Source organism: Janthinobacterium sp. LM6, assembly GCF_002002885.1.
Lineage (GTDB): Bacteria > Pseudomonadota > Gammaproteobacteria > Burkholderiales > Burkholderiaceae_D > Janthinobacterium > Janthinobacterium kumbetense.
In genome coordinates this window covers 1,653,137-1,670,256 of record NZ_CP019510.1, presented here as the reverse complement: position 1 = coordinate 1,670,256, position 17,120 = coordinate 1,653,137, and the positions used below count along the sequence as shown (strand labels likewise).

The following is a 17,120-nucleotide window of genomic DNA, read 5'->3' as shown; positions in this document are numbered from 1 at the left end:
TGTCAGATAAATATCGATTGCAGAAGGGAAGCGCCATGGACCATCCCGAACAAGGTACGCGCAGCCAGGAACGCCTGATCGGCGACTTGCGCCAGGTAATAGAAAACGCGGAAGAATTGCTGCGTAACACAGACAAATACACCAGCAGCCTGTACCAGAGCGCGCGCGCCAGGCTGCAACTGGCCCTCGTCGCGGCGACGGCCGAGCTCGCCCGCTTTGAAGAAGAGCAAGTCACGCGCATGATGGACGCCACCCTGGCCGCGAATGCCCTGTACCGCGATCAGACGGGCGAAGCGCGCCTGCTGCGGGCCTTCGAATAACAACGCCTAACAAAACCGTAGCGAGCGGAAGGAAGTTGTGGTTGAGAAGCGCAACTGTACGAAGGTACAGTGAGCATCGCAGACCGCAAATTACGACGCGTAGTAGGTCTTGATAGGCGTACTAAACCGTCAGGTCGTCAATACCGCATGCGCCAGCCACTGGCGCAAGTGTGCGGCCAGGTCGAATGCCGGGTCCAGCTCGAACGCCGCATCGAGCGCGGCGCCAAACGTCTGCCCCTGCTTTAACGCCAGCAAGGCGGCATGCGCGGCCGCATCCAGTAGCAGCACCTGCGCCTTCCAGCGCGTCCGGCATACGAGCGCGCAGCTCGCCGCCGGCATATCCTGCGGAAACATCCCCGGCCCTTCTCCCTCCTGATGCGCCTGCCACAGGGCCGCCACTTGCCAGTGCGACGCCAGCAAGGCGCAGGCAGGATGCAAGCTGAAGCGCCGCGCTTCCAGCTGATCGGGATGCAAGGCGGCCAGCACCTCGGGCGCCAGACCCTGCGCATCGTCCGCGTAATGGGCCAGGTGCACGGCCCATTCCAGGCGCGCCATGTCCGGCAGATAGGGCAAGTCGGCGACATGCGGGAAAGTGGTCAGAAAATCGGCGAAACGGGCGCCAAACTGGTTCAAATCGGCGCTATCTGACGGATACTGGCGGCCGTACGCGCGCGCCAGGCCGCCCAGGAATTCCTCGCCCACCAGCGCCAGCACGACGGGATAGGCGTGCGCCAGGGTGCGGCGCCAGGTGGCGCTCAGATTGCCGCGATACAGTGCGAAACGCTGCGGCACCGCCTCGCCCGCAAACGATGGGAGTGTTGCCGCAGTATCGAGCAAGGCCGTGGTAAACGCCTGCTGGCCGGCCGCCAGCGCGTCGAGCGACGCGGACGGTGGCGGTGGCGGCACTGGCACCCCATGCCACGGCGAATGTTGCTCATGCCGCGCCAGCATGGCTTGCGCCTTGTCCGCCTCGCCCAGCAGGACATCGAGGGCGGGCAAGTCCGTATCCCATTCGACGAGGGTGGGAATGGCGCCAAAGCGCTGCAAGGCGGCCGCATACAAGTCCCAGACGGGATCGGCCACGGCGGCGCCGTGGTGGTCGACCACCGCATGCGGCGTCTGCAGATGGCCGCCCAGGTGCAGCTCGCCCACGCTGCCCGGCGCGATGGACTGCATGGCCGTCAAGGCGTCTTCGCCGTGATTGCACTGGTTCACATACAGGTTATTGATATCGAGCAGCAGCCCGCAGCCGCTGCGGCGCGCCAGCTCCGCCAGGAATTGCGCCTCGCTCATGGCATCGTCGGCAAAACGCAGGTAAGTGGCGACATTCTCCAGCAAGATCGGCCTTTTCAGCACATCCTGCACGCGCGCCACCCTGGCGCACAGCAAATCCAGGGCGCTGCCATTCAAGGCCAGCGGCAACAGATCATTGAGTTGCTGCTGCGCCACGGCGCCCCAGCACAGGTGTTCCGACACGAGGACCGGCCCGATGCGCTCGACCACGGCGCGCACGCGCTGCAAGTGGCTCTCGGAAAAACCCCGCGCGGACCCCAGGCCCAGGCCCACGCCATGCAGGCTGATGGGGTAATCCTGGCGCAGAGTGTCTAATACATGACTATCCCAGCCCGACGGCTGCAGATAATTTTCAGTGTGTACTTCCAGCCAGCCCACCCTGGGGCGGCGCGCCAGGAAGTCGCGGTAGTGCGCGGCGCGCAGGCCGACGCCGGCAAGCGCTTGAACTGGCGGCGGCATGGGCAGGCGGCGGATGCTTACGGCTGCGTGGCCGGCTTTGCCGCCTTGCCGGCCTTGATGGGCTTGACGGAACCGCCCGCCTGTTCGCACGTGCCCTTGGCAACATACGTCCATTCGGTCGGCAAGTTATCCGCTTCCGCCTGGCCCGCGCAGGAGTGCGCGCCGTCGGACGAGGCGCAATCGTTCTGCCCGGCCTTGGCCACGCCATAACACTTTTCCTTGTCGCCAGGGGCGGGACCATCGTGCGCGGCCGCGTTGAGGGTGGTGCCGGCACAGATGCCCGCGAGGGCGGCGGCGATGAGAGCTTGACGTTTGTTCATGGGGAATCCTCTTGCATGGGTCAAAGTAACGGCACGCCCCGGCTGCGCCGATGGGCAACGCGAGGTGATGGACGTCATTCTACTGAATCGGCCGTGCCATGGCGAACCATGGTCAATCAGTCAACTTTATAGAGAGGGGAGAAAAACGGAAGGAAGGCAGGAAGACAGACAAAAACGCCCACGCGCCACCGTCGATGACGGTGGTGTGGGCGTAAATAGTGCAAGCGCCAGACGGGCGCCGCGGGACTGCGCTCAGGCGGTCGTGTTGATGCGGTTGCCGAGGTGTGCCGGCAGACTTGGCGCCGACTGTACCGGTGGCAACGCTGCCAGCAAGGCCGTGGCAGTCGAGCTTTGGATATCCTGGGCTTTTTTCAGGACAGTCAAGCCGACGGCTTGCCGCGTGCCTGTCTCCGCCATCGTGGTTGACAGTTGAGCAATGCTTCCGACGTCCATACGTTTCTCCAATGAGGTTCTACCCTTGTTAACGGATGCCGCCGGCAAACCTTTAGCTTATTTTTCCAGCTTATTTTCCAACTGCAGCAGCAGCCAGGCCAGCACGTGCTCGCGCGCATTCAAGTCCAGCCATTGCACGCCCTCGCGCAAATCGGCCGGCGCCGGGCTGTCCGACGCGACGGCAATCACATGCGGGTCATGCGGATACAGGGGCGCCTGCCCCACTTCCGGACGGAACACTTCCAGCTTGGGGATGGGGTCCGTCTTGAAGCCTTCGACCAGGGTCAGGTCTGCCGGCCCCATGCGGGCCAATTGCTGCGCCAGGCTGGGTTCCGGCGCGCCGCGCAGTTCATGCACGATGGCAAAACGGTACGGCGACGCCACCAGCACTTCCGCCGCGCCGGCCAGGCGCAGGCGGGCGCTGTCCTTTTGCGGCGGTTCCAGCGCCAGGTCGTGGTGGCTGTGCTTGACCAGGTTGACGCGCAAGCCGCGCGCCGCCATTTCCTTCACCACAAATTCCAGCAGGGTCGTCTTGCCGCTACCGGAACGGCCGATCACACCGAGTACCGGGTGTGCGGGCATCGCATCGTGCATGGTCACTCCTTGATTGAGAAGGAATGATTATACGCAGCCCACCGGCGGCGGCGCCTGGCGCAGGCGCCGCGCATCGCCCGACTCATCGCGCAAATCAAGCGCCGCCGGATTTCCCGCCATTCCTGGCACTGGCGGGCCCCGGTTTGCCGCCGTGCCGCCGGCGCCTGCCCACCGGCTTCGGCGCTGCCGTTCCCGCCGTTTGACTCGCCGTTTTACTCGCCGTTTTACCATCCACCGCCTGCGCATTCCTCGCCCTGCGCGCCAATTGCCGGTGGGCGGCGATCGCGCCCGCCTCCGCATCGGACTGGAAGGGAACGGCGGCAAGGGCGGCCAGCGCGCCATCCGGCGGGGAGGCAGGCGCCAGCGGGGCGAAATCCTGCGCGCGCACATCCGCTTCCCAGGCGGCGCGCTGCGCCTGCACGGCTGCGGGCACGGCAGGCGCCGCGCGCGGCTGCGCCAGCGTCAGCACGGCGCCCAGGCCGCTGGCGGCCGCCACGCGCGCGCCCATCTGGGGCAAGGCGCCATCGGCGGCGCGGCAAAAGCGCTGCAGGATGGTCTTGATGATCGACGTGTGGTCGACCACCTCGTGGCTGACGCTGCCCGGCGCGATCAGCGGCGACACGAGCAGCATGGGCACGCGCACGCCGTAGCGGCGAAACGCGGGGTCGTCGTCCACGGCGGCGGGCGGCGGCACATGGTCGAAAAAGCCGCCGTGTTCGTCATAACTGAGGATCAGCAAGGTGCGCGCCCAGGCGGGACCGCGCGACAGGGCCTGGTAGACCTGCGCCACCAGCGCCTGGCCGGCGCGGATATCGGCCGGCGGGTGGTCGTCATTGTCGAAGAAATGCGGATCGATCCAGCTGACCGAGGGCAAGGCGCCCGCCAGCGCATCGCCGATGAAGCCATAGCGGCGGGCGCTGGAGCCGAACGGTTCGTACATGTCGGAGGAGCGGTAATGGTCGTCCGTCAGCGCCAGGCTCCAGGGCTTCCAGGCGGAATAAAACTTCCAGCTGACCTGGGCCCGCTCGAGGTGGCGCACGAAGGATTTGTTCGCATACAGGGGCACGCGCTTGCTGTCCTTGCTGCCTGCCGCCTTGCCGCTGACCGCATACAGGCGGTTGGGCCAGGTGGCGCCCGGCACGGAACTGTAACAGCGGTCGCAGACGCAGAATTGCTGCGCCAGGAAATCGTACATGGGCAAGTCGGCCCCGTTGTAGTAGCCCATGACCAGGTCGATGTCGGGGTCGCCCGGATGCGTTTGCGCATAATCGTCGACGAAGCCACCGTTATTGTTTTGCAATTGCTGCGCCACCGACATGCCCGTATGCGACGGGTCTTGCTGCGGGCCAAAGGCCGTGCGCCGCAAATGGTGCACGGGGTAGCGCACGCCCGCATGCACGTTGGCATGGCCGGCCTGCAAGCCATCGATATCGGTGCGCCCGCCTTCCAGGCTCAGGTAGCCAAGCATGTGGTCGAACGAGCGGTTTTCCATCATCAGCACGACGATATGGTCGATGCGCGCCAGGTTTCCCAGGCCATGCGCATCAAGCACACCCTCGCCAGCAGTTGCGGCAGCAATCATCGGACCTCCCCGGCCGCGCACACGGTCGCAGCGACCCTGGTTCGACCAGGCCTGGCCAGTATGGTTCAGCTATGCCGGCCCGGCCTTGATGCGCAACAACTCAATATGGCACGCGGTAGCGGTAGCCCTTGAAACTGAAGATGGCCGCCTTCGGCTGCAACTTTTCCAGCACCAGGCCGGGCGCCAATTCCTCGCCCTCGTGGCGCAAGACCTTGTCGATCAGCAACAGGCGGTCGGCCGGATTCTTCGAATAGATATAGCCGCCGATGGCGATAGCGGGGATTTGCCGCTGTATCGGCTCGGGCAAGTCGCGCATGCCGGGCACGGTCTCTTCGGCCGCCGGCGCGGGCGCGGGCATGGCCGGAACGGGAGCGGGGACGGCAGGAGCGGCCTGACCTGGCGTCTCCTGCTTCGGTTCCGGCACGGGCCTCGCATGGTGCACGGGCGCGGCGGTGGCCGCTGGCGGCACGGGCACAGGCGCGGCGACCGCTGGCGGGGCCGCCGCGGACACAGGGACTGCCGGCGGGACGACTGCCGGCAGCGGCGTTGGTACAGCCTGGGCCAGCACGGCAGGCGCGGCAGCAGATAAGGGAACAGGTACGGGTACAGGCGCCGCCGCGCCCGCCTGCCACGGCTGCCACAGCAGCAGCGCGGCAGCCACGGCCACCGTCACGCCGCCCAGCGCCAGCCAGACGGGCGCGCGCCGCGCCGCGCCGGATGCGGCGCCATCGTGCAGCTGCACTTGCGGTGCGTGGATCGACGGCAACTCACCCAATTGGCGCTCGGCCTGCGATTTTTTCAGTGCTTCAAGTATGTAGGACATCTTATTTCCCCGCCACCATCGCCGTCGCAGCGGGCGCTGCCACGGCAGGAGCCGCGCTGCTCAGGCGCGGCTCCGAGTTGTCACCCAGTTGCCTCAGGCGTATGAATGTTTTCGGGCCCGCCAGGCCATCTGCCCGCAAGTTCTGGCGCTGCTGGAAAGCGCGCAGCAGGCTTTGCATCTCGGCATCGAGCGGCAGATTCGGGACCGGCGCAGGCAAACCCTGCTGCTGCGCCAAGCGCTGCGCCAGCCAGTCCACGTCGGCGCCGCGGGCGCCCAGCGGCACTTCGTCGCGCCAGCTGCGCGGGGCGCGCCAGAAAGTGGTGAAACTGCCATCGCTGCGCTGCGCCAGCTGGGCCAGCGGCACGCTTTGTTGTTTGCCATCGAGCAGCACGGTGGCGTTCTCGTCCTGCAGGCGCGTCAGCAGCGCCAGCTGTTCCATCCCCTCCCCGTCGCGCAAGGCCAGCAGGGCGGGACGGTCCAGCACGCGCAGCTCGGCGATGCCGCCCCGGCTGTGCAGGCAGCGCAGGCCGGCGCGGGCGCCCGCCTGGCAAGCGTCACCGGCCGGCAACTGCTCGCCCCACAGGCTGGCCAGCTGGCGCAGCACCGCGTTGCGGTCCGGCACGCTCGCGGGTGCGGACGCGGGCGTGGATGCGGCGGCAGCCGCCACGGCGGAGGCGGCCGGCACAGAGGCGGCCACGGCAGGTGCAGCGGGCACGGCGGACGGGCGCGGCATGAAATGCCAGGCCAGCGCGGCCGTGACCAGGGCGCCGGCCAGCACGCCGCCGGCCACGTGCGGCCAGCGCAGCCCCCGTCCGGCCGCCGGCTTCCCCTCTTCCGCAAACACTTCCTCGGCGGCGCGGCGCAGGATCTGGCGCGTCACCTGCGGCTGGTTTTCCACGTAGGCGCCCAGCAGCGCGCGGTCGCACAGCAGGTTGATGCGGCGCGGCACGCCTTTACTCAAGGCATGGATGGACGCCATCAGGCGCGGCGCGAACGGCGTCTGCGCCGTGCTGCCCGCCACGGCCAGGCGGTGGCGGATATAGCTGGCCGTCTCGTCCGCCGTCAGCGATCCCAGGTGATAGCGGGCGATCACGCGCTGCGCCAGCTGTTCGAGTTCGGGACGGGCCAGCATGGCGCGCAATTCCGGCTGGCCAATGAGTATGATCTGCAGCAACTTGCGCTCGCTCGTCTCCAGGTTGGTCAGCAAGCGCAGCTGCTCCAGCACGGCGGCGGACAGGTTTTGCGCTTCGTCAATAATCAGCACATTATTCTTGCCTTGCGCATGGCTGGCCAGCAAGTGCGCATTGATGGCGTCGACATAGCCTTTCACGCTGGCCACGCCGGGCGCCAGGGCGATGCGGAATTCCTCGCAGATCGACAGCAGCAATTCCTCGACGGACAGTTTCGGATTGAAGATGTAGGCGAGCTGGCAATTTTCCGGAATCTGTTCCATGAAGCAGCGGCACACGGTGGTCTTGCCGGCGCCGATTTCTCCCGTCAGCAGCACGAAGCCGCCGCCGCTGCCCACGCCATACAGCAGGTGCGCCAGCGCTTCGCGGTGGCGTTCGCTCATGAACAGGTAGCGCGGATCGGGGGCGATCGAAAACGGCGATTGCTTGAGCTGGAAATAATGCGTGTACATGGAGACCCTGCGGATGAAACGATCAAAATGCGCGGCGGCAAGCCGAACCCCTCATCGGGTGCGGGCGGGCGGCAACGGCTTGTATTTGGCGCAATACACTTTCGCCTTACTGCGGAAGTAGACGATTTTACTGCCAGGCACGGAACCACGGACAGGAAAGGCGGAATTGTCGAGCTTATTGAAGCGCAGGCCCGAGACGCCGCGGATGGCCGGTTCCAGCTTTTCCGGCGTCGAATCCGCCACCACGCCCATGAAGACGAGGGGGCTGGTATCGTCGCTGACGATCACGTCGGTAATCGGCGCGCCCCACAAGGTGGCGTCCGTGCGGAACCAGTAGGCGCCCCCTTCATGCTTGTAGGCGGGGCCGAAGGCCGTCAGCAGATACGCATAGAAGGCCTTGTTGTCGATCTGGTCGATGCACAGCACGGCGTTGCCCACCACTTGCCCGAACGTGGATGGCGGCGGCTTTTGCTGCGCCAGCACGCCGGACACGGGCGTGCCCACGGCCAGCAGGGCGAGCGCCGCCAGCAGGGCCGGCGCACGCCACGGGCGCGACAGTAAGCGACGCAGGCGCATGATCAGCGCTTGCGCTCTTCTTTCTTGACCTTCTTGGCTTCCTTCTTTTCCTTCATGGTCTTGGCCGGTTCCTTCTTGGCTTCCTTCTTGCTGTCCTGTGCCTTGCTCATTATCTACTCCATACCTGGGCGGAAATGCCTGGGCCATTATGACACTCCCCCATGAAAATGCCACCCGAAAAGCAAAACGGCCGCACAAGGCGGCCGTTCCAGTCGCGCGTCAGCGCACTATCAGTGCAGGCACAGGCGGCGGCGCGTCTTTTCGATCAGCGCCGCATCGTAGGGATACAGGTTCTCGATGAAGAACAATTCCGTTTCCGCTTCGTCTTCCAGGCACATTTCGATCATGACCGGGCCATCGCTTTCGCGGCCCAGGAAATCCTTCGGCCAGCGGTTCTTGCGGTGCGTGCGCATCATTTCCATGCCCAGCGCGGCCAGCGGCGCCGACACGCCAGCGGCCAGCGCCTCTTGCTGCCAGTCGTCCCAGTAATCGCTCTTTGCTGCCTTGTCGTTCATCATGCTCTTCCAACTCAGGTGTAAAAGGCGGACTTTACTCTTCATGGCGTCCCTTGCCAAGCATGCGCGGAAGCAACACTACAGCGCGCGGCACAGACCAGTCTGAAAAAATTGGCATTAAACAAGGCCAATTTCAATACCATTCGCGAAGCATAAAAATCCCTTTATTAACAATCACTTGCAATCAAGCCCTCGGGCATGCGGCGACAGCGCGCAACGCAATTGTTAATACCACTTAAATACCTGTTGACAAGCCATCGGGGCGACAATATAGTGCCTTCAGCTTTTTCGCCGCCCGACAAATAAAAGAACCGAGACAGGCGCAATCAACCAAACGCGGGACTGCACAACATGATCGAATACATAATCGGCGTCGACGGCGGGGGCAGCGGAACCCGCGTACGCCTGGCGCGCCTCGATGGCCAGGAACTGGCGCAGGGACAAAGCGGCCCATCCGGCCTGGGACTGGGCATCGAACGGGCCTGGACCTCCGTGGCGCATGCCGTCACCCTGGCCTTCCGCGCCGCCGGCCTGGAACAGCCGCCGCTGCAGCGCATGGCCATCGGCCTGGGCCTGGCCGGCGTGCACAACAAGCAGTGGGCCGCCAGCTTTATCGAACACAATCCCGGCTATGCGGCCGTCGCGCTCGAATCCGATGCCCTGACCACCCTGCTGGGGGCGCATGCGGGCCAGCCGGGCGCCATCGTGGCCATCGGCACCGGCAGCGTGGGCGAAGTGCTGCACGCGGACGGCAGCCGCCATGAAGTGGGCGGCTGGGGCTTCCCCTCCGGCGACGAAGCGGGCGGCGCCTGGATCGGCATGCGCGCCATTAACCATGCGCAGCAGGTGGCCGATGGCCGCGTGCCCGGCAGCGCCTTCGCCACGGCCATCATCGATGCCTGCGGCGGCCAGCGCGACGCCATGCAGGTGTGGCTGGCGGCCGCCAGCCAGACCAATTTCGCGCAACTGGCGCGCCTGGTGCTCGAACACGCGGCCACCAATGCGGTGGCGCGCGCCATCCTGGTGGACGCGGGCCAGCAGATCGCCCTCATCGCCAAGGCGCTCGACCCGGCCGGCGCCTTGCCCGTGGCCCTGTGCGGCGGCCTGGCGGCGCCCTTGTCGAGCTACCTGCCGGCGGCACTGTTGCAACTGGTCGTGCCGGCACAGGGCGACTCGGCCGCAGGCGGCCTGCGCCTGATACGCAAGCACTTGCAGGAGCAATGACCATGCTGGCCAAACTGTCCGCCTTCAAACCCAATCCAGCCAGCGACACGCCGCTCTACATGCAGCTGGCGAACATGCTGTCGGACGGCATCGCCAGCGGCGACTGGCGCGCCAACCAGGCCCTGCCTTCCGAGCGCGTGCTGTCGGACATCCTGGAAATCTCGCGCGTGACGGCGCGCAAGGCCATCGACATGCTGTGCGACCGGGGCATGCTGACGCGCAAGCGCGGCTCGGGCACCTACATCACGCCCAAGCTGGAACAGCCGCTGTCGCGCCTGACGAGCTTTTCGGAAGAATTGCGCCAGCGGGGCTTCACGGCCGGCTCGCGCTGGCTGCAGCGCGACATCGGCGCGGCCGCGCCGCTGGAACTGCTGTCGCTGGGACTGTCGCCGCACATGCCGGTGGCGCGCCTGCGCCGCCTGCGCACGGCCGACGAAGTGGTGATGGCGATCGAAACGACCACCATCCCCGCCCTGTACATGCCGGACCCGCAGCAGGTCACCGATTCGCTGTACGGCTACCTGGAGTCGCGCGGCACCATCCCGATGCGCGCGCTGCAGCATATCCGCGCCGTCAACGCCACGGCGGAACAGGCCAAGCTGGCCAATATCAAGACGGGTGAAGCCATGCTGCACATCACCCGTGTCAGTTATCTCGACAACGGCGCAGCGGTGGAACTGACCCACTCGTATTGCCGCAGTGATTATTATGAATTCGTAGCGGAGTCGCGCAGATGAGCAGCACTATCAAAGGCAATATCCTTACCCCCGGCGGCTGGATCCACGGCGCCATCGCCTTCGGCGAGCGGGTCGACAGCATCACGGGCGATTCACTCCACCCGTCGAACAACAGCGACGATTACATCCTGCCCGGCTTTATCGACCTGCACGTGCATGGCGGCGCCGGCAAGGACATCATGGAAGGCGGCGAAGCCGTCTACACCATCGCGGCCATCCACGCGCGCCACGGCACCACCAGCCTGCTGGCCACCACCATGACGGCGCCGCCGGAAGACATCGACATGGCCTTGACGGCCATCGGCATCGCCGCCAACAACCGCCGCCCGAACACGGCGCGCGTGCTGGGCGCCCACCTGGAAGGCCCGTACATCAATTCCGGCAAGCTCGGGGCGCAGCCGAACTACGCGCGCGCCGCCAACCTGGCCGAAATCGAACGCCTGCAAACCCTGGCCAAGCTGCGCGTCATCACCGTGGCGCCGGAAATCGCCGGCCACCTGGACCTGGTGCGCGTCCTGGCCGACGCCGGCGTGCGCGTGCAGATCGGCCATACGCTCGGTTCGTACGAAGACGGCGTGGCCGCGCTGGAACACGGCGCCATGGGTTTCACGCATTTGTTCAACGCCATGAGCGGCCTGCATCACCGCGAGCCGGGCATGGTCGGCGCCGCCCTGGCGCACGCCGAATACGCCGAACTGATCCCCGACCTGCTGCACGTGCATCCGGGCGCCATCAAGGTGGCCCTGCGCGCCATCCCGCGCCTGTACTGCGTCACCGATTCCACCGCCGCCACCGGCATGCCGGACGGCGAATACATGCTGGGCCGCCACGCCGTGCAGAAATGCATGGGCGGCGTGCGCCTGCCCGACGGCACCCTGGCGGGCAGCACCCTGACCCTGGACCAGGCGCTGCGCAACCTGGTGGGACTGGGACTGGACCTGGCCGACGCGTCCAAGCGCGTGTCGACCAACGCCGCCGATTACCTGGGCCTGGAAGAACGCGGCCGGCTGGCCCCCGGTACTTACGCCGATCTGGTGGTACTCGATCGCGATCTCAAACTCAAAGCTGTGTATATAGAAGGAGAAATCTGTGACCTCAATGATGCTTAAAGAAGCCATTTCCGCCGCCGAATGCGTCGCCCTGCAACTGGCCAGCGACACGGAACGCTACGCGGAACTGGGCCGCAAATTGAGGAGCACCTCGTTCTCGACCGCGCTGACCATCGCGCGCGGCAGCTCCGACCACGCCTGCAACTACGTCGCCTACCTGATCATGGCGCGCCTGGGCCGCGTCGTCGCGTCCCTGCCGATGTCGCTGGTGACCCTGAACAAGTCGCCGCTGGTGACGCGCGACACGCTGGCCATCTCGATCTCGCAATCGGGCCAAAGCCCGGACGTGGTCGAGCCGATCCGCTACTTCCGCGACGGCGGCGCCACCACCGTGGCCCTCGTCAACGACATCGACTCGCCGCTGGCGCACGCCGCCGAGTGGGCCATGCCCCTGCGCGCGGGCAAGGAACAAAGCGTCGCCGCCACCAAGAGCTTTATCACCAGCCTGGTCGCCGGCGCGCGCATGGTGGCCCAGTGGCAGAATGACCCCGAACTGCAGGCGGGCCTGGAAGCGCTGCCCGAAGCGCTGCTCGAAGCGACCCGCGTCGACTGGTCGCCCGCCATCGACGTGCTGGCGCCGGCCCGCAACATCATGGTCGTCGGACGCGGCATCAGTTTCCCCGTGGCGCTGGAAGCGGCGCTGAAATTCAAGGAAACCTCGGCCCTGCAGGCGGAAGCCTTCAGCGGCGCCGAAATCAAGCACGGCCCGATGGCCCTGATCGAAGACGGCTACCCGCTGCTGATCTTCGCCACGCGCGGCCCGACGCAAGCCGGCCTGCTGCAGCTGGCAACCGAGATGCGCGGCCGCGGCGCCAAGGTCTTGCTGGCGGCCCCCGCCGACGTGGCCGAGCGCGACCTGACCCTGCCCGTGGCGGCCACGCCGGACCTCGATCCGATCGTCGCCATCCAGTCGTTCTACGTGATGGCGGCCAAACTGTCGGCCGCGCGCGGCATGGACCCGGATGCGCCGCGTCACCTGAGCAAGGTAACAAAGACAAATTAAGCTGTACCCGGCAGCTTCTTCCCCGGCACGGGATGAAGCTGCCGTCCGCAGGACACGAATATAAGCGACGGCAAGGGCATGTACCCGCGCCGCGGACTCATGGACATTGGAGCGCCACGCTCCAGGATAAAAATGACGATCAAGAGACTGTTGGCGGTTGTTGCCTGCGCGGGCCTGCTCGCGCCGCAGGCATGGGCTGCCGAGAAAATCGAATTCTGGACCTTCAGCATGAAGCCCAAGTTCACGCCGTATTTCAATGCGGTGGTGGCGCGCTATGAGGCGCAGAATCCCGGCGTCAGGATCGAATGGATCGACTTCCCGTGGGACGTCATCCAGACCAAGCTGGTCACGCGCATCGTGGCCGGCACGCCGCCCGCGCTGGTCAGCCTGAACGTGCCCTGGGCCGACGAATTCGCGCGCGACGGCTTGCTCACACAAGTCGATGGCCTGATCGCGCCAGCGCGCGCCAGCTACATCCCCAGCGCCCTGGCGGACTTGCGCTTCAAGGGCGGCACCTACGGTTTTCCCATGTACAGCAATGTCGCGGTGATCGCCTTCAATACCGCCATTTTCAAGCAGGCGGGCCTCACGCGCGGCCCCGCCAGCCTCGATGAACAGCTGGCGTTCGCGCGCCAGATCGCGCAGCGCACGGGCAAGGCCGGCATCGCCCCCGCCCTGTCGAAAATCGACGGCCTGTTCATGCAGCAGGGCCTGGCCGTCATCACCGACAACCGCGCCGTCTTCAATTCGCCGCGGCACGTGGCGCTGGTGCAGAAGCTGGCCGACACCTACAAGGTTGGCGGCCTGCTGAAGGAAAGCCTGTTCGCCGAAGACAATTTCCCTGCCGTGATCGACGCCTACAAGGGCGGCCGCCTGGGCATGCTGCTGGCGCCGCCGACGGCCATGCAGCGCATCCGTGGCGATGCGAAAGACATCTACGCCATCACCGACGTGGCGCCCGCGCCGCTGGGCCCGACCGGCATCGCCGACGGCGGCTGGCTCGTGCACTTCGCCATCCCGAAAGGCGTGCCGGCGCGCCAGCTGCCGTCGGTCGGCAAGTTCGCGCGCTTCCTGACGAACGACGAGAACCAGCTGGCGTTCGCGCGTCAGGCCAGCGTCTTCCCCACCACGGTGAAAGCGGCGGCCGATCCGTTCTTCCTCGCCACGCCGGCCAACGCGGGCGCGGCCGAAAAGGCGGTCGCCGCCGGCGCCCTGTCGATGGGCCACTCGCGCACCCTGTACGTGGCCGGCATCGACGACTACGACGAACTGCGCCGCTCGCTGGTGAAAGCCGTCGAGGCGGGCGTGACGGGCAAGCAGGATGTGCAGCAGGCGCTGGACCAGGCCGTCGCCATCTGGAACCGCAAGCTGGCCACCCTGCCGCGCCACTGAGGACGCCATGACATTCTCCCATCGCCACACCGTGCAAGCCTGGCTGTTCCTGACCCCCGCCCTGCTGCTGCTGGCCGCCTTTTCCTTCTGGCCCGTCGGCTACGGCTCCGTGCTGGCCTTCACCGACTACAGCCTGATACGCGAGACGCGCTTCGTCGGCCTCGACAACTTCCGCTACATCTTCAACAACGAGATGTTCGTCTCGGGCCTGAAGAATTCGCTGATGTTCCTGCTGATGGTGCCCTTCGTGCAGGTGGGCGCCATCACCCTGGCGGTCTTGGTGAACAACCGCCTGCCCGGCATCCGTTTGTTCCGCGCCGCCTTCTACGTGCCCGTGGTGACGACCGTGTCCGTGGTCGGCATCATGTGGGGCTTCATGTTCCACGAACAGGGCGCGCTGAACTACGTGATGATGACGTTAAAACTGGTGAACGCGCCCGTGGGCTGGCTGTCGAACGACAGCCTGGCCCTGTTTGCCGTGATGTTCGTCACCCTGTGGCGCGGCCTGGGCTGGTACATGGTGATGTACCTGGCGGCCCTGCAATCGATTCCGTCGGACATGCAGGAAGCGGCCATGCTCGACGGCGCCAACCGCTGGCAGCGCTTCTGGAAGATCACCGTGCCGATGCTGCGCCCCACCATCATGCTGTGCTCCATCCTGTCCGTGCTGGCGGCCCTGAAGGCGTACCAGGAAGTCGACGTGCTGACCCAGGGCGGCCCGATGAATTCCACCTTCACGGCGCTGTACTACGCGTATGACCAGGGCCTCAAGCACTTGAAACTGCCGCGCGCGCTGGCCGCCAGCTTTGTCGTGTCCCTATTCTGCATCGGTATCGCCCTGCTGTGCCTGCGCTACCTCAAACCCAAGCACCGCTGACCAGGGAATGACCATGAAAATCCGTTCCCGCCCCCTGAAAGCGCGCCTGCGCATACTGGGCCACTATGCCGTGCTGTGCGCGATCGCCGTCGTCTGCGTCTTCCCGTTCTGGTGGACCCTGGTGACGGCCATTTCCACGGAGGGCAATATCTTCGCCTTCCCGCCCACCTTCTGGCCGAAGGCCCCGTCCTTCGACAACTTCATCGAAGTGTTCAATGCGATCCCGATCTGGTCGTTCTTCAAGAACTCCGTGCTGATCGCCGTGTTCACCGTGTTCTGGAAACTGCTGCTGTGCTCACTGGCCGCGTATCCGCTGGCGCGCCTGAAATTCCGCGGCCGCAAGCTGGTGTTCGGCCTGATCCTCGCCACCCTGGTGCTGCCGTCGGAAGTGAACTTCCTCGTCAACTTCATCACCATCACGCAAATGAGCCTGGTCGACACCTACACGGGTGTGATCCTGCCCAACGTGGTGACGGCCGTGGCCATCTTGCTGCTCAAGCAGGCGTTCGAGGAAGTGCCGCAAGACCTGATCGACGCGGCCAGGGTCGATGGCGCCTCCGAATGGGTGATCTTCAGCCGCATCATGCTGCCGCTGATTACGCCGTGGCTGGCCACCGTCGGCATCCTGACGGCCGTCGAATCGTGGAATGAGTACATCTGGCCGTCGATCGTCATGAGCAAGCCCGATGAATTCCCGCTGTCGGTGGGCGTGCTGTACTTGCGCGGCACCTTCGGCAGCAGCACGCGCGTGATCGCGGCCGGCACCCTGATCACCATCGTGCCGACCCTGCTCGCCTTCCTGTTTACCCAACGCTTCTTCATGCGCGGCATGGACGGCGCAGTCAAATGAAAACGTCTCTCGATAAGGAAGCCTCCATGCACGACAAGCGCACCAATATTGGCAAACGCAGCCCGATTTCCTGGGTGCCGACCTTGTACTTCGCCCAGGGCCTGCCGTTCTACGCCGTGGCCCTGGTGGCCGGCCTGATGTTCAAGAGCATGGGCGTGCCGAACGACCAGATCGCCCGCTGGACGGGCCTGATCGGCTTTGCCTGGGTCTTCAAGTCGCTGTGGAGTCCCTTCCTGGAACTGGCGTCGAGCAAGAAGACCATGGTGGTGCTGTTCCAGTTCGCCGGTGGCCTGAGCCTGGGCCTGATCGCGCTGGCGCTGCAAACGCCGCTGTGGTTCGCCGCCTGCATCGCCGTGCTGTTCGTCGCCGCGCTGGCCTCGTCGACGCACGACATCGTCTGCGACGGCCTGTATATCGCCAGTCTGTCGGACAAGCAGCAAGCGGCCTACGCGGGCTGGCAAGGCGCCTTCTTCAACGCGGGCAAATTCATCTCGCTGGGCGGGCTGGTGATCCTGGCCGGCTACCTGGAGAAAAAAATAGGCATCAAGCCGGCATGGTCGGTGATCTTCCTGATCATCGGCGCCATGATGCTGTCGCTGGCCGCGTACCACCTGTGGGCGCTGCCGCAGGTGCGCAACGCGGCCGTGGCCGACAAGAGCGTGGCCGGCATCAGCCGCACCCTGTGGGACGTGCTGGTGGACTTCCTGAAAAAACCCGGCATCTGGGGCATGATCGCCTTCATCATCCTGTTCCGCGCGGGCGAGGCGCAAGTGCAGACCATCGGCCCGCTGTTCCTGCGCGAGGCGCGCGAACTGGGGGGGCTGGGCCTGTCGACGACCGAAGTGGGCGCCGTCTACGGCACGGCCGGCACCGTCGCATTCCTGCTGGGCAGCATCGGCGGCGGCTATTTCACGTCGTGGCTGGGCCTCAAGCGCGCCATGTTCTTCCTGATCCTGGCCATGAATTTGCCGAACCTGGTGTTTTATTACCTGAGCCACAGCATGCCGACCGATTTGACCCTGATCACGGCCGCGCTCAGCGTGGAGATGTTCGGCTATGGCTTCGGCTTCGTCGGCCTGATCCTGTTCATGATGCAGGTGGTCTCCGTCGGCAAGTACCAGACGGCCCACTATGCGTTCGCCACCGGCGTGATGCAGCTGGGTTTCGTGCTGTTCAAGATGATCAGCGGCGACATCCAGACGGCGCTCGGCTACAAGACTTTTTTCCTGTGGGTGCTGGTGTCGGCCGTGCCCGTATTGATCCTGTCGCGCTTCATGCGCATCGGACCGAAGGATGCCTCCGGCCAGACTGACACGGGCGCCACGTCCGCGCCGGCCAGCGCCAGCTAGGA

General features: G+C 65.7%; 18 protein-coding genes. 9 read left to right on the top strand and 9 right to left on the bottom strand.

Going from position 1 to position 17,120, the window contains the following annotated elements:
* Positions 1 to 35: 35 nt before the first annotated feature.
* Complete coding sequence (locus BZG29_RS07335) at positions 36 to 320, top strand: hypothetical protein (RefSeq protein ID WP_070221826.1); 285 nt, start codon at positions 36 to 38, stop codon at positions 318 to 320.
* 129 nt (positions 321 to 449) lie between these two features.
* On the opposite strand, the gene BZG29_RS07330 is transcribed toward BZG29_RS07335, so the two are convergent.
* The 9 genes from BZG29_RS07330 to BZG29_RS07290 form a co-directional block, all read right to left on the bottom strand.
* Positions 450 to 2,072, bottom strand: coding sequence for a DUF692 family multinuclear iron-containing protein (locus BZG29_RS07330; protein WP_077400622.1), 1,623 nt, complete (start codon positions 2,070 to 2,072; stop codon positions 450 to 452).
* Between the two features lie 17 nt (positions 2,073 to 2,089).
* Positions 2,090 to 2,392 carry a DUF2282 domain-containing protein gene (locus BZG29_RS07325; protein WP_077400619.1) on the bottom strand — a complete coding sequence of 101 codons (303 nt, stop codon included), beginning with the start codon at positions 2,390 to 2,392 and terminating at the stop codon, positions 2,090 to 2,092.
* Positions 2,393 to 2,644: 252 nt separating this feature from the next.
* Entirely contained in the window at positions 2,645 to 2,845 is a 201-nt protein-coding gene (locus tag BZG29_RS07320; protein WP_034781856.1) for a YjfB family protein, read from the bottom strand.
* Between the two features lie 57 nt (positions 2,846 to 2,902).
* Positions 2,903 to 3,439: a molybdopterin-guanine dinucleotide biosynthesis protein B gene (gene mobB, locus BZG29_RS07315; protein ID WP_077400616.1), complete on the bottom strand. Its 537-nt coding sequence runs from the start codon at positions 3,437 to 3,439 to the stop codon at positions 2,903 to 2,905.
* Positions 3,440 to 3,533: 94 nt separating this feature from the next.
* On the bottom strand, positions 3,534 to 5,021 hold the full coding sequence (locus BZG29_RS07310; RefSeq protein WP_077400613.1) for an alkaline phosphatase family protein: 1,488 nt from the start codon (positions 5,019 to 5,021) through the stop codon (positions 3,534 to 3,536).
* A gap of 100 nt (positions 5,022 to 5,121) precedes the next feature.
* Entirely contained in the window at positions 5,122 to 5,844 is a 723-nt protein-coding gene (locus tag BZG29_RS07305; RefSeq protein ID WP_077400610.1) for a general secretion pathway protein GspB, read from the bottom strand.
* Position 5,845: 1 nt separating this feature from the next.
* Complete coding sequence (locus tag BZG29_RS07300; protein WP_077400607.1) at positions 5,846 to 7,486, bottom strand: AAA family ATPase; 1,641 nt, start codon at positions 7,484 to 7,486, stop codon at positions 5,846 to 5,848.
* Positions 7,487 to 7,537: 51 nt separating this feature from the next.
* Positions 7,538 to 8,062: a hypothetical protein gene (locus BZG29_RS07295; protein ID WP_077400604.1), complete on the bottom strand. Its 525-nt coding sequence runs from the start codon at positions 8,060 to 8,062 to the stop codon at positions 7,538 to 7,540.
* A gap of 230 nt (positions 8,063 to 8,292) precedes the next feature.
* On the bottom strand, positions 8,293 to 8,580 hold the full coding sequence (locus BZG29_RS07290) for a hypothetical protein (RefSeq protein WP_029496217.1): 288 nt from the start codon (positions 8,578 to 8,580) through the stop codon (positions 8,293 to 8,295).
* A gap of 348 nt (positions 8,581 to 8,928) precedes the next feature.
* Between BZG29_RS07290 and BZG29_RS07285 the strand changes: the two genes are divergently transcribed.
* From BZG29_RS07285 to BZG29_RS07250, 8 genes are all read left to right on the top strand, one after another.
* Positions 8,929 to 9,801 (top strand): BadF/BadG/BcrA/BcrD ATPase family protein, encoded by an 873-nt coding sequence (locus BZG29_RS07285; protein WP_077400602.1) that lies wholly within the window; start codon positions 8,929 to 8,931, stop codon positions 9,799 to 9,801.
* Positions 9,802 to 9,803: 2 nt separating this feature from the next.
* The gene (locus tag BZG29_RS07280; RefSeq protein ID WP_070282815.1) at positions 9,804 to 10,538 is read left to right on the top strand and encodes a GntR family transcriptional regulator; all 735 of its coding nucleotides are present in this window, start codon (positions 9,804 to 9,806) and stop codon (positions 10,536 to 10,538) included.
* The gene (gene nagA, locus BZG29_RS07275; protein ID WP_077400599.1) at positions 10,535 to 11,647 is read left to right on the top strand and encodes an N-acetylglucosamine-6-phosphate deacetylase; all 1,113 of its coding nucleotides are present in this window, start codon (positions 10,535 to 10,537) and stop codon (positions 11,645 to 11,647) included. Before BZG29_RS07280 ends, nagA begins: the two co-directional genes overlap by 4 nt.
* Positions 11,637 to 12,650, top strand: coding sequence for an SIS domain-containing protein (locus BZG29_RS07270; protein WP_071079063.1), 1,014 nt, complete (start codon positions 11,637 to 11,639; stop codon positions 12,648 to 12,650). The genes nagA and BZG29_RS07270 overlap by 11 nt, the downstream gene beginning before the upstream one ends.
* A 132-nt stretch (positions 12,651 to 12,782) precedes the next feature.
* Positions 12,783 to 14,042, top strand: a complete 1,260-nt coding sequence (locus BZG29_RS07265) for an extracellular solute-binding protein (protein ID WP_077400596.1) — start codon at positions 12,783 to 12,785, stop codon at positions 14,040 to 14,042.
* A 7-nt stretch (positions 14,043 to 14,049) separates the two neighbouring features.
* Positions 14,050 to 14,919 carry a carbohydrate ABC transporter permease gene (locus tag BZG29_RS07260; RefSeq protein ID WP_077400593.1) on the top strand — a complete coding sequence of 290 codons (870 nt, stop codon included), beginning with the start codon at positions 14,050 to 14,052 and terminating at the stop codon, positions 14,917 to 14,919.
* Positions 14,920 to 14,932: 13 nt separating this feature from the next.
* A complete protein-coding gene (locus BZG29_RS07255) occupies positions 14,933 to 15,769 on the top strand; it encodes a carbohydrate ABC transporter permease (protein WP_077409003.1) in 837 nt (278 codons plus the stop codon).
* Between the two features lie 26 nt (positions 15,770 to 15,795).
* Positions 15,796 to 17,118, top strand: coding sequence for an MFS transporter (locus BZG29_RS07250; RefSeq protein ID WP_077400590.1), 1,323 nt, complete (start codon positions 15,796 to 15,798; stop codon positions 17,116 to 17,118).
* The last annotated feature ends 2 nt before the right edge of the window (positions 17,119 to 17,120 follow it).

Coding starts and splice junctions, on each gene's coding strand:
- nagA (WP_077400599.1), top strand. CDS start 10,535: ATGAGCAGCACTATCAAAGGCAATATCCTTACCCCCGGCGGCTGGATC.
- BZG29_RS07320 (WP_034781856.1), bottom strand. CDS start 2,845: ATGGACGTCGGAAGCATTGCTCAACTGTCAACCACGATGGCGGAGACA.
- BZG29_RS07335 (WP_070221826.1), top strand. CDS start 36: ATGGACCATCCCGAACAAGGTACGCGCAGCCAGGAACGCCTGATCGGC.
- BZG29_RS07310 (WP_077400613.1), bottom strand. CDS start 5,021: ATGATTGCTGCCGCAACTGCTGGCGAGGGTGTGCTTGATGCGCATGGC.
- BZG29_RS07300 (WP_077400607.1), bottom strand. CDS start 7,486: ATGTACACGCATTATTTCCAGCTCAAGCAATCGCCGTTTTCGATCGCC.
- BZG29_RS07325 (WP_077400619.1), bottom strand. CDS start 2,392: ATGAACAAACGTCAAGCTCTCATCGCCGCCGCCCTCGCGGGCATCTGT.
- BZG29_RS07260 (WP_077400593.1), top strand. CDS start 14,050: ATGACATTCTCCCATCGCCACACCGTGCAAGCCTGGCTGTTCCTGACC.
- mobB (WP_077400616.1), bottom strand. CDS start 3,439: ATGCACGATGCGATGCCCGCACACCCGGTACTCGGTGTGATCGGCCGT.
- BZG29_RS07255 (WP_077409003.1), top strand. CDS start 14,933: ATGAAAATCCGTTCCCGCCCCCTGAAAGCGCGCCTGCGCATACTGGGC.
- BZG29_RS07290 (WP_029496217.1), bottom strand. CDS start 8,580: ATGATGAACGACAAGGCAGCAAAGAGCGATTACTGGGACGACTGGCAG.
- BZG29_RS07280 (WP_070282815.1), top strand. CDS start 9,804: ATGCTGGCCAAACTGTCCGCCTTCAAACCCAATCCAGCCAGCGACACG.
- BZG29_RS07305 (WP_077400610.1), bottom strand. CDS start 5,844: ATGTCCTACATACTTGAAGCACTGAAAAAATCGCAGGCCGAGCGCCAA.
- BZG29_RS07285 (WP_077400602.1), top strand. CDS start 8,929: ATGATCGAATACATAATCGGCGTCGACGGCGGGGGCAGCGGAACCCGC.
- BZG29_RS07330 (WP_077400622.1), bottom strand. CDS start 2,072: ATGCCGCCGCCAGTTCAAGCGCTTGCCGGCGTCGGCCTGCGCGCCGCG.
- BZG29_RS07295 (WP_077400604.1), bottom strand. CDS start 8,062: ATGCGCCTGCGTCGCTTACTGTCGCGCCCGTGGCGTGCGCCGGCCCTG.
- BZG29_RS07270 (WP_071079063.1), top strand. CDS start 11,637: ATGATGCTTAAAGAAGCCATTTCCGCCGCCGAATGCGTCGCCCTGCAA.
- BZG29_RS07265 (WP_077400596.1), top strand. CDS start 12,783: ATGACGATCAAGAGACTGTTGGCGGTTGTTGCCTGCGCGGGCCTGCTC.
- BZG29_RS07250 (WP_077400590.1), top strand. CDS start 15,796: ATGCACGACAAGCGCACCAATATTGGCAAACGCAGCCCGATTTCCTGG.